This window comes from Streptomyces sp. NPDC051822 (assembly GCF_044452745.1).
GTDB lineage: Bacteria > Actinomycetota > Actinomycetes > Streptomycetales > Streptomycetaceae > Streptomyces.
In genome coordinates this window covers 962,910-978,831 of sequence record NZ_JBITBZ010000003.1, presented here as the reverse complement: position 1 = coordinate 978,831, position 15,922 = coordinate 962,910, and the positions used below count along the sequence as shown (strand labels likewise).

The following is a 15,922-nucleotide window of genomic DNA, read 5'->3' as shown; positions in this document are numbered from 1 at the left end:
GCTTGCCCTTGAGGGAACGACTCGGCCGGACTTCTTGGGTTCCGGAAGCCAGGAGGGGCCTCGGCGTGCCCCGCCCCCCGGCCGAGCGCGCCCCGCGGCCGGGCGCACCCCGCCCTCCGCCCCGCGCTACTCCGGCTTCTTCGGGCGGGCCCGGACGTGTATCCGCTCCCCCTGCGGACCGAAGAGGCTCAGGAACTCCACCGGCCCCTCGCCCGCCGGCCCGAACCAGTGCGGGACGCGGGTGTCGAACTCGGCCGCCTCGCCGGCCCCGAGGACCACGTCGTGCTCACCGAGGACGAGCCGGAGCCTCCCCGAGAGCACGTACAGCCACTCGTACCCTTCGTGGACCCGCGGCTCCGGGTGCTCCGCCGACGTCTCCTGGATCACCTTGTACGCCTGGAGGCCGCCGGGCTGCCGGGTCAGCGGGAACATCGTGCGGCCGTGGCGCACGATCGGCTTGGCCCGGATCCGGGGGTCGCCCGTCGCCGGGGCGCCGACCAGCTCGTCGAGCGGGACCTGATGGGCGCGGGCGAGCGGCAGGAGCAGTTCGAGGCTGGGCTTGCGCTGCCCCGACTCGAGCCGGGAGAGGGTGCTCACGGAGATGCCCGTGTCGGCGGACAGCTCTGCCAGGGTCACCCCGCGGTCGCGGCGGATCCGGCGGAGGCGGGGGCCGACCTCGCCCAGCACGGCGTCGATGCGGTCGTCTTCGGTCATGCCGCCATTGTTGCAGAAACGGCAAGTTCGCTTGCCGTATCGACCGGGCCGGGCGACGCTCGCCCCATGAACGCACAGCTGAACGCACATCTGGAGAACCACACGTACGCCTATGACGCGGTGGTGGTCGGCGGGGGCTCGGCCGGGCTCAGCGCCGCGCTGATCCTGGGCCGGTCCCTGCGCCGGACCCTGGTCGTCGACGCCGGCGAGCCGCGCAACGCCCCCGCCGCGCACATGCAGGGCGTCCTGTCCCGGGACGGCATGAGCCCGGCGGACTTCCTGGCGGCGGGGCGGGCCGAGATCGCCGGATACGGGGTCGACCTGCGCGCCGGTGAGGTGACGGGCGCCGAGCCGGACGGGAAGGGCGGCTTCGTCGTCACCCTGGCGGACGGGGACACGGTCGGCGCGCGGCGCCTCGTCGTCACCACCGGGCTCGTCGACGAGCTCCCCGCGATCGAGGGACTCGCCGAGCGGTGGGGGCGGGACGTGCTGCACTGCCCGTACTGCCACGGCTGGGAGGTACGCGACGAGGCCTTCGGCGTGATCGCCCACCCGACGATGCCCGCCCACCAGGCGCTCATGGTGGCGCACTGGTCGAAGGACGTGACCCTGTTCCTCCACACCGCAGGGGAACTCTCCGAGCACGACGCGGCCCTCCTCGACGCGGCGGGCGTCCGCGTCGAGCGGGGCGAGGTGACGGGGCTCGCGGTGGAGGACGACCGGCTGACCGGGGTGCGGCTCGCCGACGGGCGGACCGTGGCCCGTTCGGTCCTCTTCGCCGCCGCCTCGCGGTTCGCCGCCCGCGACGGGGTGCTGCGGCAGCTCGGAGCGGAGCTGCGCGAGACCCCGTTCGGGGAGTTCGTGGCGGTCGACGAGACGGGCCGGACGAGCGTGCCGGGCGTGTGGGCGGCCGGGAACGTCACGGGTCCGCAGGAACAGGTGGTCAACGCGGTGAGCCGGGGCTACCGGGCCGGTGCCGCGCTCAACGCCGAGCTGCACTTCGCCGACCTGGAGGCGAGGGTGGCCGGTCGGCCGGTCGGATGAACCCGGGCGTCCGGGGCTGCGCCACGGGACCGGGGAGACGAGGATCGGCCATGGTGGCCGGAAGCCGCAGCCACGGACGACGGAAGAAGAGGACACCTCCCATGCTCGGTACGCAGTTCACCAAGGGCTCTCCCAGCTGGCTCGATCTCGGCAGCCCCGACACCGGTGCGGCGACGGACTTCTACAGCGCCGTCTTCGGCTGGGAGTTCCGCTCGGCGGGACCCGAGGGCGGCGGCTACGGCTTCTTCCAGCAGGACGGCCGCACGGTCGCCGCGCTCGGCCCGCTCACCGAGCAGGGCGCGGACAGCGCCTGGACGGTGTACTTCCAGACCCCGGACGCGGACGCCACCCAGAAGGCCGCCGAGGCCGCGGGCGGCACCGTCCGCCTCGGTGCCTTCGACGTCATGGACGCGGGCCGGATGGCCGCCCTCACCGACCCGGGCGGCGCCCGGTTCGCGATCTGGCAGCCCGGTGCGGTGCAGGGCCTCCAGCGGACCTCGTCCGGCAACACCCTGGTCTGGGTGGAGCTGCACGTCGCCGACCCGGAGACCGTCCTCGGCTTCTACCGGACCCTGTTCGACTGGCGGTGGGCGGAGATGGAGGCGCCCGGCATGACGTACCGGGTCGTCTCCACCGCCGAGGGCGACCAGGAGGACGCCTCCTTCGGAGGCGTCGCCGAACTCCAGGACTTTACCGAGGGCCCGCGCTGGATCCCGTACTTCGCCGTCGAGGACGCCGACGCGGTCGCCGCCTCCGCCCAGGGCAACGGCGGCTCCGTCGTGATGCCCGCGGCCGACATCCCGGACGTCGGCCGCATCGCCTGGCTCAAGGACCCCTTCGGCGCGCCCTTCGCGGTGCTGAAGCCCGCACCGATGGGCTGACACCGTCCGTGCGCGACCGGCCGTGTCAGCGCGCGAAGAGCTCGAAGGTCACCGCCGGGCGGTCGCCGAAGCGGGCGGCCGCGCCGCCGGTCGTCATGGTGAGGAAGTCACGGACGTACGTCTCCGGGTCCTCGTCCGTCAGGGCCTCGATGTAGGCGCGATGGCAGAGCAGCGAGCGGATCGCGCGGTCCAGGCCCGGGGCCGCGTCGATCGCGTGGGTCGGGGTGCTGGAGGCCGCGACCGCCACCCACCGGACACCGCTCCAGGGCTCCAGACCCTGCTCGGTCAGCTCGGTGAAGATCCAGCGGTTCCCCGCGTCGGCCGCCGCGTCGAGCGTGGCGCGGCCGACGGCCAGGTGGTCCGGGGTGTTCCAGGGAGCCCCCGGGCCCCCGCCCCAGGTGTCGCGGTGGTTGAGGGTGACCACGAGTTCGGGGCGGTGGCGGCGGATCGCGGCCGTGATGTCGCGCCGCAGTCCGAGCCCGTACTCGATCACCCCGTCGCGGTGGTCGAGGAACTCGACCGTGTCCACACCGACGACGGCGGCGCTGTCCCGCTGCTCGCGCTCGCGCAGCGGACCGCAGACGTCCGGCGCCAGGGTGTCGATACCCGCCTCGCCCCGGGTGGCGAGGACGTAGACGACCTCCTTCCCCGCGTCCGTCCAGGCGGCCACGGCGGCCGCGCAGCCGTACTCCAGATCGTCGGGGTGTGCGACGACGGCGAGGGCGCGCTGCCAGTCGCCGGGCATCTCCGCGAGGGCCGTGGTGTCGGTTTCCGTCATGCCCGCAGAATACGGGCCGCCTCGGAGGCCGTCGGGCGGAACGCTCCGGAAAGGATCACCGAACGCGAGACGTTCCGGGGGCGGTCGGGGTTGAGGCCGCGCCGGGCCGCGAGGGCGACCGCGAGCCGCTGGGCGCGGACGAGCGCGGCCACCGGATCGATCGCGTCGGCCGCGAACAGGGCGCCGGTGGACTCCACTTCGTCGCGCAGCCCCGAGGGCGCCGGGCCCAGGCACCAGACGAGACTGGACCGGTCGCTGATGCTGATCGGACCGTGGCGGTACTCCATCGCCGCGTACGACTCCGTCCAGGCGCGGGCCACCTCCCGCAGTTTGAGCGCCGCGTCGTCGGCGAGGCCCACGGTCCAGCCGGTGCCGAGGAAGGTGAACTGTCCCTGCCGCTCCCAGGCGGCGGGCAGCCGCTCGTACAGGACGAGTTCGGCGTCGGAGATCGCCGGCCCGAGGTCCACCCCGAGTCCGGCGCGCAGGAGTTGGAGAGCCGTGGTGGCGAACCTGGTCTGCACGACGGAGTGTTCGTCGGCGAATCCGAGGTCGACGACCTCGTCGGCGAGCTGCCCGGCCGGGCTGTCGGGAGCGCCGGTGAGGACGAGCGTGGGCACGCTCCCCGCCGCGCGGCCGAGCAGGTTCACCACCTCCGTCGTAGTGCCCGAGCGGGTCAGGGCCATGATCCGGTCGTAGCCGCGGCCGAGCGGGGTGGCGTCGGAGGCGGGGAAGGCGTCGGTCTCGCCCGCGCCGAGGGACTCGCGCAGGGCGGCGTAGGCGCGGGCCATGAAGTACGAGGTGCCGCAGCCCACCACCGCCACGCGCTCGCCCTCCGCGGGCAGCCGGCCCGCATGGCGGTCGGCGGTCTCGGCGGCACGGCGCCAGCAGTCCGGCTGGCCGGCGATCTCCGCGCCGACGTGGGTGCTGCTCATGTCCGGGTCCTCTCCTCGCAGGGTCCCCTCGCGGGGTCCGCACCGAGTTCTACCGGCATCGGTCAAGAGCACTCCATGAGCAATGGGAACTCACCCCTTGGACTTTCGCACGCCTCCGGTCGCGCCTCCGGTCACGCCTCCGCCGCCGCACGAGGCCCGGATCACGAGGCGGGGGCGCAGCTGCACCTGGTGCAGCGGGGCGGCGTCGCCCTCGGCGAGACGCCGGAGCAGGATCTGCGCGGCGAGCCTGCCGAGCTGGTACTTGGGCGGTGAGACGGCCGTCAGGGGGGTCTCGGCGACGTCGGCGAACTCGTTGTCGTAGCTGATCAGGGCGAGGTCGTCCGGGACCCGTACGCCGGCACGGCGGGCCGCGCCGAGCATCAGCGCGGCCTCGCGGTCGCCGAAGCAGAGCGCGGCGGTGACTCCGGCGTCCCGCAGCGCGGCGAGGGCCCGGTCGGCGCGCTCCGGGTCCCAGCGGGCCATCACGTCCCGCTCGCACGGCGGGGCGTCGGGCAGCCCGAGGTCGGTGAGGGCGCGGGCGAAGCCGGACTCGATGGGCGCGGTGGTGGGCGCGTCGGTACGGGCGACGAGCCCGAGCCGCTGGTGACCGAGGGCGCGCAGATGGCGTACGGCGTCGTAGGCGCCGCCCTCGTGGTCGGTGCAGACGTGCTCGGTGGGGTCGCCGGGGCCGTGGGCGGCGAGCCTGCGCTCGACGAGGACGGCGGGGACGGGCAGGGCGAGCAGTTCCTCGGCGCGCCGTCCCGGGTCGGTCGCGGTGTGCAGGCTGGGGACGAGGAGGAGCCCGTGGACGCCCGCGGAGAGGAGGCGTGCGACGGCGGCGTCCTCCTCTTCGGGGTCGTAGTGGGAGCAGGCGAGGACGAGCCGGGCACCGGCCGCCGCGAGTTCCTTCTCGATGCCCTGGAGGACGCGCGGGTAGTAGAACGTGGTGTCGGGGACGAGGACGCCGACGATCCGCTGTCCGGTGGCGTCCCGTTCGGGGCGGTGGGCGGCGAAGGTGCCCGCGCCCTGTCTGCGCTCGACGAGCCGGAGGGCGACGAGGTCCTCGTAGGCGCGGCGGACGGTCGTCACCGACAGGCCCGTCTCGGTGGCGAGGGCGCGCTCGGTGGGCAGTTTGCTGCCGGGGGGCCAGGTGCCGTCGAGGATGCCGCGCCGCAGCTCGGCCATCAGGGCCCGGAACTTCAGCTCCCGGCCGGACGCCGGTGTCTCGCGTCCCGTCATCCGGACCCCCTTCGCGCTCGCGGCGCTCCCCGGTCCTCCGGGGCGCGCCGCATCCTATGCGGAAGGGGTCAGATCTCGTTCCGGGAGAGCGCGAGCAGCCGGTCGAGGACGCGCGGTCCCCCTGCGCGTACGCCGTCGTGTTCGAACTCGTCGGTCACCCAGGTCCGCAGTCCGCGTACGGTGCGCGCGGTGTCGAGGGAGTGGGCCGTGTCCACGTACATGTCGTCGTGGTAGACGGCGGCGGCGACCGGCACCTGGTTGGCGGCGAGGCGCTCGGGGTCGTAGAGCGGGGTCCAGTCGGTGCGGGCGGCGAGCAGTTCCGCGGTCTCGCGCAGCGGGCGCAGGGCGGGGTCGGTGGTGAAGTGCCAGGGGTGGACGGTCTCGCCGGTGAACAGGAGCGGCCGGCCCTCGGCGAGCGCGGTGCGGGCGTCGAACTCGGGGTGCTCGGCGCGGACGCGTTCGGCGGCCCAGTCGGTGGGACCCCGCCCCTGGGCGTAGATGGCCTCGTGGAGCACGGCGTACAGCGGGTGTCCGGCGTACGACAGGTGTGCCTGGACCTGTTCGAGGAAGGCGTCGGCGAGCGCGGGCCCGCCGGGGGTGGGGACGAAGGCGCCTTCCAGGAGGAGGTGGAGCTGGTGGGTGCCGTCGCCGGAGCCGAGGAGGATGCCGAGGGACTGGAAGGCCTCGGCGGTGAGCGGGCCGCCGCCGGGGAGGGTGACCTCGTGGTCGAGGAGGTGGGCGGCGATGGCGCGGGCCCGCTCGGCGTCCTGCGGGTAGCGGGCGAAGTGGGCCTCGTTCTTGCGCCGGATGCGGGGGTAGGCGGCGCGGTAGACCTCGTCGGCCGTGGCGTACAGGGACGGCAGTCCGCCGGTGATCAGGACCCGCTCCAGGCCCGCGGGCGCGGTGGAGAGGTAGTGGACGGCGCAGAAGCCGCCGAAGCTCTGGCCGAGGACCGTCCACGGGGCGCCGCCGGTCAGCCGGCGCCTGATCAGCTCGCAGTCCTTGACGATGGAGTCGGCGCGGAAGTGGGTGAGGTAGTCGGCCTGTTCGGCCGGCTTGCCGCGCAGCGGGAGGGTCTGGCGGTTGGCCGGGGTGGAGCGGCCGGTGCCCCGCTGGTCGAGGAGGAGGACGCGGAACTCCCTGACGGCCCGGCCGAGCCAGGCCTGCGGGCCGATGAAGCGGCGGGCGCCGAAGCCGGGTCCGCCCTCCAGGTAGACCAGCCAGGGGAGCCGCTCCCGGTCCGGACCGGCGTTGCCGGCCGAGACGACCTCGCGGCCGAAGACCTCGATGCGCTCGCCGTCGGGGCGGGAGTGGTCGAGGGGGACGGGGAAGCGGTGGTCGGTGAGGACGAGTCCCGGCTGCCGGTAGGTGGTCACGCTGTCGCTGCTCCTGTTCGGTACGCCCCCGCGAGGACAGTGGATCATACGGGGGGCGCCGTACGGATCGTGCCGGGGCCCTTCACTGCCGGACGAGGCCCTTGTCCACGAGGTAGTTCCGTGCGACGTCCTCGGGCAGGCGGCGCCAGCTGTCGACCTGTTCGTTGAGGTGGGCCAGATCGGCGGTGGTGAGAACCGTGTTGAGACGGTCGAGCGCACCGGTGACGCGCTCGCTCCCGGCGCGGGCGCGGTTCACGACGGGCACGATGTTGTCGGCGTTCTGCAGGTGCTTGTCGTCGGCGAGCAGGACGAGCCCGAAGTCGTCGAGCGTGGCGTCGGTGGTCGTGGTGAGCACCAGTTGGTCCTGCCCGTTCTGGACGGCCTGTTTGGCCGGGGTGGTGCCGACGCCCTTGGGGTCCACGGCGGTCACGTCGATGCCGTAGACCTTCCTCAGGCCGGGAGCGCAGTACGGCCGGCTGACGCACTCGTCACCGGCCGCGAGGCGGATGGGGAGGCCGGTGGCGCCGAGGTCGCTGAGGGTCTTCAGACGGTGTTCGGCGGCGAAGGCGGCGGTCACGGCGAAGGCGTTCTGGTCGACCGCGCGGCCCGCGTCGAGGACGGTGAGGCCGCGCGGGGCCGCGAGCGCGCGGAGCGCGGTCATGGTCCGGGCCAGGTCGGGCGAGCCGACGGTCGGGGCGTCCGCCCCGTTGGTCTTGGCGTTCAGCCAGTCGGCGAAGGTCGCCGCGTACTCCGGTACGACGTCGATCTGGCCCCGTTCGAGGGCGGGTTCGTACAGCTCGCGGTTGCTGACGGAGAGGATCTTCGTACGGTATCCGGCCTCCTGGAGCAGCAGGGCGTACATCTGGGCCAGCAGGTCGCTCTCGGTGAACCCGGCCGAGCCGACGGTCAGTCGGCGGCTGTCGCCCGGCGGGGCCGTGACCGTGTCCCGGTCCTCCAGGGACGGTCCCGCGGCGCAGCCGGTGGCGCCGATGAGGAGGCAGAGGATCGCCGTGGGGACGCGCGGCGGTCTCACGCGCCTCACCCGCCGCTCCCCCGCGCCCCGGTCGGCGCGAGGCGCTGGACGCCCTCGAAGACGCCTTCCACGAGAAGTGCGAGCGCCGCGACGAGACAGGCGCCGGCGACGACCTGCGGCGTGGAGGCGAGGTTGAACCCGGCGGTGATGATCCGGCCGAGCCCGCCGCCGCCGGCGAGCGCTGCCACGGTGGCGGTGGCGACGAGCTGGACGGCGGCGATCCGTACGCCGGTGAGGACCATCGGCATCGCGAGCGGCAGTTCGACCCGGGCCAGGGTCTGGCCGCCCGTCATGCCCATGCCCCTGGCGGCCCGTACGACGTCGGCGTCGACGCCCCGCATCCCCACGTACGCGTTGGTCAGCAGCGGAGGCACGGCGAACAGGACGAGGGCGATGATCGTCGGCCAGTCGCCGTACGCGCCGATCGGGCTGAGCAGGAGCAGTACGAGGACGGCGAAGGTGGGGACGGCCCGGCCCGCGTTGGCGAGGTTCACGGCGAGCGCGCCGCCCTTGCCGAGGTGTCCGAGGACGAGGGCGGTCGGCAGGGCCACGAGACAGCTGAGGGCGAGGCAGACGACGGTGAGGAAGACGTGCTCGCCGAGCCGGTGCCAGACGCCGTTCTCGCCGGACCAGTGCGCGGAGGTGGTGAGCCAGGACCAGGCGTCGGCGAGGGTGGTCACGCGGCCTGCCCGCGGGTCCAGGGGGTGAGCACGCGCTGTACGCCGAGGAGGAGCAGGTCGGCGGCGACGGCGATGAGGACGCAGAGCACGGAGGCGGTGAGGACCTGGGCCTTGAAGTAGGTGTTCATGCCGGAGTAGATGAGGTTGCCCAGGCCGCCGTGGCCGACGATCGCGCCGATGGTGACGAGGGAGACGGCGGAGACGGTGGCGATCCGCAGCCCGGCCATGGCGGCGGGCAGGGCGAGTGGCAGTTCGACGGCGAGCAGCAGTCTGACCGGCCCGTATCCGAGACCGCGCGCGGCCTGCCGGGTCTCCTCGGGGACGGCGCGGAGCCCGGCGAGGATGTTGCGGACGAGGAGGGTGAGGGAGTACAGGACGAGCCCGGCCACCACCAGGGCGGCGGACAGCCCGTACACGGGCAGGAGCAGCGAGAACATCGCGAGCGCCGGAATCGTGTACAGGAGCGTGGTCACCCCGAGGACCGGGCCCGCCGCCAGGCGCCAGCGGCGGGCCGCGACCGCGAGCGGCAGGGCGAGCAGCAGGGCGAGGGCGACGGAGACGACGGTCAGCTGGAGGTGCTGGACCACCGCGTCGCCGAGGATCTCGCGGCGGGTGGACAGGTAGGCGCCGCAGATCCACTCGTTGCGGGCGAGGCAGTCGTCGGGCGGCGCGATCACCCTCCCATTCGAGGGGGGACGGGGCCGTCGCGCACGCGGGCCGGTCCGTTCGGGGACGGGCCCGGCACCGGGTCAGCGGCCGGGCGGCGGGTCAGCTCTCCTGGAGGACCGAGAGGACGTTGCCGGCCGGGTCCGTGAACCAGGCGATGGCCGGTCCGCCCTCGACCCGCACGACGCCCTTGTCGTCGGCCTCGAACTCCGCGTACCGCTCCAGGGTCACGCCGCGCCCCGTCAGCTCGTCGACCGCCCGGTCGATGTCGTCGACCTCGAAGTTGAGGATCGTGAAGGTGGCGGGGGCGTGATCGTCCTTGGGGTAGACGAAGATCCGCGCCCCTCCCGCCAGGGTGAGGGAGAGCATCCGCATCTCGCCCTCGCCCTCCAGCTCCGCCTTCAGGCCGAGGGTCTCGCCGTAGAAGCGCTGGGCGGCGTCGAGGTCGTCGACCGAGAAGCCGCTGAACGCCGGGGTTTCGCCGAACATGACGTGCTCCCTTCCGGGGGCCTGTCGCGAGGCACCCCTTCCAGGATCCGCCGCCCGTCCGCAGCCCGCCGCCCGGGAGCCCGCCGCCCGCGCGCTCCCGGGGGCTCAGGGCGCGATCGGCAGCTGTCGCTTGTGCTCGGTGAGCCGGTATCGGCGGACGATCGAGGCGAAGGCGGCCTCCGCGACCGGCTTCCCCTCCAGGAAGTCGTCGATGTCGTCGTACGTGACACCGAGCGCGTCCTCGTCGGGCTTGCCCGGGTCGAGCGTCTCCAGGTCGGCGGTGGGGGTCTTCCACACCAGCTCGGCCGGGGCGCCCAGCTCGGCGGCGACCGCGCGGACGCGCCGCTTGGTGAGGCCGGTGAGCGGGACGACGTCGGCGGCGCCGTCGCCGAACTTGGTGAAGAAGCCGGAGACGGCCTCGGCGGCGTGGTCGGTGCCGACGACGAGCCCGTCGTGGGCGCCGGCGACGGCGTACTGGGCGATCATCCGCTGGCGGGCCTTGATGTTGCCCTGCACGAAGTCCTGGTGGTGGGCGTCGCGGAAGGTCACGCCACCGGCCAGGCAGGCGGCCAGGGCGGCGTCGCTCGCGGCCTTGACGTCCACCGTGAGGACCTGGTCGGCGCGGATGAAGCCGAGGGCCGTCTGCGCGTCGCTCTCGTCCGCCTGGACGCCGTACGGCAGGCGCATCGCGTAGAAGACGGCGTCGTGCCCGGCGGCCCTGGCCCGTTCCACGGCGAGCTGGCAGAGCCGGCCGGCGGTGGTGGAGTCGACGCCGCCGCTGATGCCGAGGACGAGGGAGCGCAGCCCCGTGGAGGTGAGGCGCTCGGTGAGGAAGGCCACGCGGCGCTCGATCTCGGCCCGGGGGTCGAAGAACTCGGCCACCTCGAGGTCCCGGGCGATCTGCTGCTGGAGGGCGGTGGACGCCGGGTCGGTCACGGAGGTCTCCTCGTCAGGGTCGGTCGGCGGCGGCCGGGCACGGTGGCACCTGAACAGCGCGCCGACAAGGGGTACGAAGGTCGACTTTACGCACCGGGGCACCGGGCCGTCGCCCTGCCCCCTCCGTCCCGGCCTCAGGCGGCGGACGCGTCCGTGGTGCAGAGGACCTCGACGCTCTGGACGAGGTTGCCGGCGAAGCCTCCGCGGTTCCACGTCTCCTCCGCGACCAGCGGCTGGGCGTTGCCCGCCGCGTCGGTGGCCCGCACGGTGAGGCGGTGCGGCCCGGGTGTCGCCGCCCAGACGGTCCGCCAGGCGGTCCAGGCCCACGGGTGGTCGGGGTCCGGGACCAGTTCGGCCTCCGTCCAGGTGGTCCCGTCGTCGTCGCTCACCTCGACCCGGGCGACCGGCCCGTGGCCCGACCAGGCGCGTCCGGCGAGCGGCACGGGTCCTGGCCTGACGACACGGGTCCGGGACATGAAGTCGGGGAATCCCGGCGGCACCATGAGGGCCCGGGGCGAGATGAGGGTCACCGGCTCCCCCGGGTCCTCCGCCGCCTGCCGCAGCCGGTAGGCGACGCTCTGCTGGAAGCCGGTGTACGGGGTGGCGGTGAGCGTGATGTCGCGGAGCCACTTCACGTGGGCCATGCCGTACCAGCCGGGGACGACGAGCCGGAGCGGGCTGCCGTGCTGCGGGGGCAGGGGCGCGCCGTTCATGTCGTACGCGACGAGGACGTCCCGGGCCGGGTCGGCGGCCGTCGACAGGGGCAGGCTGCGCCGGTAGTCCTGTTCGACGCCCCGCTCCACGCCGTGGTCGGCGCCCGTGAACACCGCCTCGACGGCGTCGTCGGCGATCCCGGCCTCGGCGAGCAGCGCCGCCAGGGGGACACCGGTCCACTCGGCGGTCCCCACGGCCTCGACGAGCCAGGGCTGGCTGACCGGGCGGGGCGTGAGCCGGGCGCGGCCGTTGCCCGCGCACTCCAGGGTGACGCGACGGGTCGTGGCGGGGCGGGCGCGCAGGGCGTCCAGGTCCAGGTCGAGCGGCCGGCGCACCCGGCCGCCGACGGTGAGCCGCCAGCCGTCCGCGTCGGTCGCGGGGATGTCGTAGTGCGTCAGTACGTAGTGGAGGCCGGGCGGGGTGACGTCGTACCGCAGCGCTTCCAGGGGCAGTCCGTGGTTGCGGGTGGCGAGGGCGAGTTCCTCCACGGTGATGCCCTCGTCCGGAGCCGCCACCCGTCCTGGTGCGCTGATGCCGCTCAGACCGCCCGGGGTTCCGTCCATGCCCTCATGGTGCGCCGCGCGCCGGCGCCGGGCACGTCGGCGTCCGGCGGCCGGTCCTCAGTGCTGCCGGGGGCCGCGCAGGGCGCGGTCGAGGCCGTCCTGGGGGAGGCCGGTGAGGGCGCGGACGAAGATCTCCTCGTACGCCGGTTCGCCGATCGTCGCGCGGACGGTGTCCGTGTACTTCTCGTGCAGGGCCCGCAGGCCGGGCAGGCCGCGCCGGGGCTGGCCGGTGGAGCGCCAGTACGCCTCCCCGGTGCCGGAGACGTCGGCGGCGCGTTCCCCGTCACCGGCCGCCGCGAGGGCGGTGGCGAGGACGTCGAGGCCGAGGGCGACGCCGAGGCTCGCGCCGAGGGCCCTGGTCCCTTCGAGCATGGCGCGGGCGTGGCCGGCGGCGGCGGCCGGGTCGCCTTCCAGGAGGCCGGTGAGGGCGAGCTGGTACTCCAGGGCGGTGCGGATCCAGTGCTCGTCGAGCTCCTCGCACCGGGCGCGCAGGGCGAGCGCCCGGTCCCTGGCCTCGGCGAGCCGTCCGAGGCCGGTGAGGGCGAAGACCCGGACGAGGTGGCAGCGGAGCCGGGCGGCGGAGTCCGCCGAGCCGGCGGGGCCGCCGTGGACGGCGTCGAGGACGTGGCCGACGACGACGTACGCGGCCATGGGGCGGCCGGTGGTCAGGGCGAGGAGCCCGGCGAGTGCGGCGGCGTCGAGGGTCAGGTCACCGGGGCCGGGACGGGTCCCGGGCGGGCCGCCCGGCTCGCGCTGTGCGGGTACCGCGTACCGGTCCTCGTGCTCGGTGCCCTCGGTGTGCTCCGCGTGCCGGGCCTCGCGGGCGCAGCGTTCGCTGACCTCCTGGGCCGGGCCGAACTCGCCCTGGAGCACCAGGGTGACGCCCAGCGCCCACAGGGCGCGGGCCCTGGGGCGGCCACGGGCGCCGCTGAGGAACAGTGCCTGTTCGAGGCCGTCGCGGGCCTCGCGCAGGCGGCCCCGGCACGACCAGGCGAAGGCGACGGAGCCGACGAGGTCGAGGGCCGCGTCGGGGTCGGTGCGAAGGAGTCGGTCCAGGGCGGTGCGCAGGTCGGTGTGGTGGGCGTCGACGGTCCGGTACCAGCGCAGTTGGCGGGCGCCGTGCCATTCGGTCTCCGCCCGGCGCGCGAGACCCCGGAAGTGGGCGGCGTGCCGGTCGGCGACGGTGCCGGTCTCCCCGGTCCGCTCCAGCCAGGTCGCCCCGTACGCGCGGATCGTGTCGAGCATCCGGTGCCTCCCCGCGCCGTCCAGCGGGCGGACGACGGAGGCGCGGACGAGCCCGGCGAGCGCCTCCGGCAGGGTGGCCCGGTTCAGCGGGCCGCCGATGCACACGGCGGTGGCCGACGCGAGGTCGAAGGGGCCGCGGAAGACGGAGAGGCGGGCCCAGAGGAGGCGTTCGAGCGGGGCGCTCAGCTCGTGGCTCCAGCCGATGGCGGCGCGCAGGGTCTGGTGGCGGCTCGGCCATACCCGCTCGGGGTGGGCGAGCAGGTCGAAGCGGGCTTCCGGCGGGGCGTCGAAGCGGGTGCCGAGCTGGTCCCTGACGGCTTCCACGCCCTGGAGGCGGATCTGGGCGGCGGCCAGTTCCAGGGCGAGCGGGATGCCCTCCAGGCGTACGCAGATCTCGCCGGCGGGTCCGGCGGCGGGGAGGTCCTCGCCTGCGGCCCGGCGGAGCAGTTCCACGGCGTCCCGTCCGGTGGGCGGCAGCGGGTCGAGGGCGATCACCCGCTCCCCTTCGACGCCGAGGGGGGACCGGCTCGTGGCGAGGACCGTGAGTCCGGGGGCGGCGGCGAGGAGTTCGGTGACGAGCCGGGCGCAGGGGTCGGCGAGGTGCTCGCAGGAGTCGAGGACGAGGAGCAGCCGGTCGTCGGCGAGCCGGCGGCAGAGGCCGGTGGTGGCCATGCCGGGGGTGTGGTCGGAGAGGTCGACGGAGTCGGCGACGAGGGCGACGAGGAGCCGGTCGCCGTCGAGCGGGGTGAGGTCGGTCCACCAGGCGCCGTCCGGGTACCGGTCGGCGGCGCGGTGCGCGGCGCGCAGCGCGAGCCGGGTCTTCCCCACTCCCCCGACGCCGGTCACGGTGACGAGGCGGTGCTCCGCCAAGGCGGCGGAGACGCGCTCCAGTTCCGTGCGGCGTCCCACGAAACCGGGGTTCTCGTCCGGCAGATGTCCACGCACGAGAGCAGTCTCCCTCATGAGCGGAGCGAACGGGCGTACGGCACCGGTTCGTTACGCACCTTCGACCGTGACCACCACCGAGTGCCATCCCTGCGCCCCGTCGGGCATGGTGTCGGTGCGCCGTTCCGGCTGGGTGGTGCCGGTGCCGTCGGTGGCGCGGACGGTGAGGGTGTGCCGGCCGGGCGTGGCGGCCCACGGGTACGTCCACTGCCGCCAGGTGTCGCGGCTGTCCTCGGCGGCGAGCCGGGCGTCCTGCCAGGGGCCGTCGTCGACGCGTACCTCGACGCGGCGGATGCCCCGGTGCTGGGCCCAGGCGACTCCGGCGACCATGACGGTGCCGGCGGCGGGGCGGCCGAAGGGGCGGGGGGTGTCGATGCGGGACTGGGTCTTCACGGGGGCCTCGGCGGCCCAGCCGCGCGGGACCCAGTAGGCGTCGTAGGCGTCGAAGGTGGTGAGTTCGACGGACTCGATCCACTTGCAGGCGGAGACGTATCCGTAGAGTCCGGGGACGATCATCCGGACGGGGAAGCCGTGGGTGAAGGGCAGGGGTTCGCCGTTCATCCCGAAGGCGAGGAGCGCGTCACGGCCGTCCATGACGTCCTCGACGGGGGTGCCGATCGTCATGCCGTCGACGGAGCGGGCCACGAGCTGGTCGGCGGGGCCGCCTTCGGAGGGCGGTCGGACACCGGCCTCGCGGAGCAGGTCCGCGAGGGGGACGCCGAGCCAGCGGGCGTTGCCGACATAGGGGCCGCCGACCTCGTTGGAGACGCAGGCGAGGGTGATGTCCCGCTCCACGGTCCTGCGGGCCATGAGTTCCCTCAGAGTGAGGGTGATCTCCTCGCGCACGCCGCTGCCGTGGAGGCGCAGCCGCCAGCGGTCCGCGTCGACCTTGGGGACGACGAGGGCGGTGTCGACGCGGTAGAAGTCGCGGTTGGGGGTGACGAAGGGGCTGATCCCCGGGACGTCCAGCTGTGCTCCGGCGGGGACGGGCGGCGCGGGGGACGCGGGGCGGGGCAGTCGTACGGCCGCCCGGGAGGCGACGGCGTTCTCCTCCGCGGGTGAGGCGACCGTCCGGCCGAGGGCGGCGGCGCCGGTCGCGGCGAGTCCGGTGGAGGCGGCGACGATCAGGAAACGCCGCCGGTCCTGACGGGCGGCGCCGGGCCGGGGCGCGCGCAGGACGCCGGTCAGGACGTACAGGAGGAGTGCTCCGGCGGCGGCCCCGACGAGCGAGGGCACGGCGTCCAGGGCGGAGTCCGAGTCGGGGCGGGAGACGGCGGCGAGGGCCCCGAGGCCGCCGAAGACGGCGACGGCCGCGGCGCCGAGCAGCCGGTGGCGGAGCGCGAGCAGTCCGATGCCGAGGGCGAGGAGCGCGAGGAGGGACAGGATGCCGAGGAGGAGGACGGCCTTGTCGCTCTCGCCGAAGGTGCGGATCGCCCAGTCCTTGAGGGCCGCCGGGGTGCGGTCGACGACGGCGTCGCCGATGGCGAGGACCGGTCCGGCCTCGGGGCGTACGCGGGAGGCGACGAGGTCCGCGACGGCGAGCGAGACGTACGCGGCGACGAGGCCGCCGAGCGCGGCGAGGAGACGGTCGGTACGGGTGGGCTCGCGGCCCCCGTCCGGTGCGGTCCTGGTGGGGTTCATGGTGGGTACTTCGGCACGCACCGGCCTCCGGATGGGTGGCTTCACC

Annotated in this window: 15 protein-coding genes; 2 read left to right on the top strand and 13 right to left on the bottom strand. The window is 74.7% G+C overall.

The window, feature by feature from the left end:
* Window positions 1-126: 126 nt before the first annotated feature.
* Window positions 127-714, bottom strand: a complete 588-nt coding sequence (locus tag ACIA8N_RS14925) for an XRE family transcriptional regulator (protein WP_365782832.1) — start codon at window positions 712-714, stop codon at window positions 127-129.
* Window positions 715-780: 66 nt separating this feature from the next.
* On the opposite strand from ACIA8N_RS14925, the gene ACIA8N_RS14920 reads away from it, so the two are divergent.
* A complete protein-coding gene (locus ACIA8N_RS14920; protein WP_365782830.1) occupies window positions 781-1,758 on the top strand; it encodes an NAD(P)/FAD-dependent oxidoreductase in 978 nt (325 codons plus the stop codon).
* 101 nt (window positions 1,759-1,859) lie between these two features.
* Window positions 1,860-2,639 carry a VOC family protein gene (locus ACIA8N_RS14915; RefSeq protein WP_365782828.1) on the top strand — a complete coding sequence of 260 codons (780 nt, stop codon included), beginning with the start codon at window positions 1,860-1,862 and terminating at the stop codon, window positions 2,637-2,639.
* A 25-nt stretch (window positions 2,640-2,664) separates the two neighbouring features.
* On the opposite strand, the gene ACIA8N_RS14910 is transcribed toward ACIA8N_RS14915, so the two are convergent.
* The 12 genes from ACIA8N_RS14910 to ACIA8N_RS14855 all read right to left on the bottom strand — a co-directional run bounded on the left by ACIA8N_RS14910 (window position 2,665) and on the right by ACIA8N_RS14855 (window position 15,876).
* The gene (locus ACIA8N_RS14910) at window positions 2,665-3,417 is read right to left on the bottom strand and encodes a PIG-L deacetylase family protein (protein WP_365782826.1); all 753 of its coding nucleotides are present in this window, start codon (window positions 3,415-3,417) and stop codon (window positions 2,665-2,667) included.
* Complete coding sequence (locus tag ACIA8N_RS14905) at window positions 3,414-4,349, bottom strand: SIS domain-containing protein (RefSeq protein WP_365782824.1); 936 nt, start codon at window positions 4,347-4,349, stop codon at window positions 3,414-3,416. The genes ACIA8N_RS14910 and ACIA8N_RS14905 overlap by 4 nt, the downstream gene beginning before the upstream one ends.
* A gap of 90 nt (window positions 4,350-4,439) precedes the next feature.
* Entirely contained in the window at window positions 4,440-5,588 is a 1,149-nt protein-coding gene (locus ACIA8N_RS14900; protein ID WP_365782822.1) for a GntR family transcriptional regulator, read from the bottom strand.
* Between the two features lie 68 nt (window positions 5,589-5,656).
* A complete protein-coding gene (locus ACIA8N_RS14895; RefSeq protein WP_365782820.1) occupies window positions 5,657-7,012 on the bottom strand; it encodes an alpha/beta fold hydrolase in 1,356 nt (451 codons plus the stop codon).
* 34 nt (window positions 7,013-7,046) lie between these two features.
* Window positions 7,047-7,997, bottom strand: a complete 951-nt coding sequence (locus ACIA8N_RS14890; RefSeq protein ID WP_365782860.1) for an ABC transporter substrate-binding protein — start codon at window positions 7,995-7,997, stop codon at window positions 7,047-7,049.
* A 5-nt stretch (window positions 7,998-8,002) separates the two neighbouring features.
* On the bottom strand, window positions 8,003-8,677 hold the full coding sequence (locus ACIA8N_RS14885) for an ABC transporter permease subunit (protein WP_365782818.1): 675 nt from the start codon (window positions 8,675-8,677) through the stop codon (window positions 8,003-8,005).
* Window positions 8,674-9,354 carry an ABC transporter permease gene (locus tag ACIA8N_RS14880; protein WP_365782816.1) on the bottom strand — a complete coding sequence of 227 codons (681 nt, stop codon included), beginning with the start codon at window positions 9,352-9,354 and terminating at the stop codon, window positions 8,674-8,676. Before ACIA8N_RS14880 ends, ACIA8N_RS14885 begins: the two co-directional genes overlap by 4 nt.
* 91 nt (window positions 9,355-9,445) lie before the next feature.
* Entirely contained in the window at window positions 9,446-9,832 is a 387-nt protein-coding gene (locus ACIA8N_RS14875) for a VOC family protein (RefSeq protein WP_365782814.1), read from the bottom strand.
* A gap of 105 nt (window positions 9,833-9,937) precedes the next feature.
* Window positions 9,938-10,768 (bottom strand): ammonia-dependent NAD(+) synthetase, encoded by an 831-nt coding sequence (gene nadE / locus ACIA8N_RS14870; RefSeq protein WP_365782812.1) that lies wholly within the window; start codon window positions 10,766-10,768, stop codon window positions 9,938-9,940.
* Between the two features lie 134 nt (window positions 10,769-10,902).
* Entirely contained in the window at window positions 10,903-12,045 is a 1,143-nt protein-coding gene (locus tag ACIA8N_RS14865; protein ID WP_365782810.1) for a sulfite oxidase, read from the bottom strand.
* A gap of 57 nt (window positions 12,046-12,102) precedes the next feature.
* A complete protein-coding gene (locus ACIA8N_RS14860; protein ID WP_365782808.1) occupies window positions 12,103-14,253 on the bottom strand; it encodes a regulator in 2,151 nt (716 codons plus the stop codon).
* A 33-nt stretch (window positions 14,254-14,286) separates the two neighbouring features.
* A complete protein-coding gene (locus tag ACIA8N_RS14855) occupies window positions 14,287-15,876 on the bottom strand; it encodes a molybdopterin-dependent oxidoreductase (protein WP_365782806.1) in 1,590 nt (529 codons plus the stop codon).
* Window positions 15,877-15,922: the final 46 nt, after the last annotated feature.

Coding starts and splice junctions, on each gene's coding strand:
- ACIA8N_RS14860 (WP_365782808.1), bottom strand. CDS start 14,253: ATGAGGGAGACTGCTCTCGTGCGTGGACATCTGCCGGACGAGAACCCC.
- ACIA8N_RS14915 (WP_365782828.1), top strand. CDS start 1,860: ATGCTCGGTACGCAGTTCACCAAGGGCTCTCCCAGCTGGCTCGATCTC.
- ACIA8N_RS14895 (WP_365782820.1), bottom strand. CDS start 7,012: ATGATCCACTGTCCTCGCGGGGGCGTACCGAACAGGAGCAGCGACAGC.
- ACIA8N_RS14905 (WP_365782824.1), bottom strand. CDS start 4,349: ATGAGCAGCACCCACGTCGGCGCGGAGATCGCCGGCCAGCCGGACTGC.
- ACIA8N_RS14910 (WP_365782826.1), bottom strand. CDS start 3,417: ATGACGGAAACCGACACCACGGCCCTCGCGGAGATGCCCGGCGACTGG.
- ACIA8N_RS14900 (WP_365782822.1), bottom strand. CDS start 5,588: ATGACGGGACGCGAGACACCGGCGTCCGGCCGGGAGCTGAAGTTCCGG.
- ACIA8N_RS14925 (WP_365782832.1), bottom strand. CDS start 714: ATGACCGAAGACGACCGCATCGACGCCGTGCTGGGCGAGGTCGGCCCC.
- ACIA8N_RS14875 (WP_365782814.1), bottom strand. CDS start 9,832: ATGTTCGGCGAAACCCCGGCGTTCAGCGGCTTCTCGGTCGACGACCTC.
- ACIA8N_RS14920 (WP_365782830.1), top strand. CDS start 781: ATGAACGCACAGCTGAACGCACATCTGGAGAACCACACGTACGCCTAT.
- ACIA8N_RS14865 (WP_365782810.1), bottom strand. CDS start 12,045: ATGGACGGAACCCCGGGCGGTCTGAGCGGCATCAGCGCACCAGGACGG.
- ACIA8N_RS14855 (WP_365782806.1), bottom strand. CDS start 15,876: ATGAACCCCACCAGGACCGCACCGGACGGGGGCCGCGAGCCCACCCGT.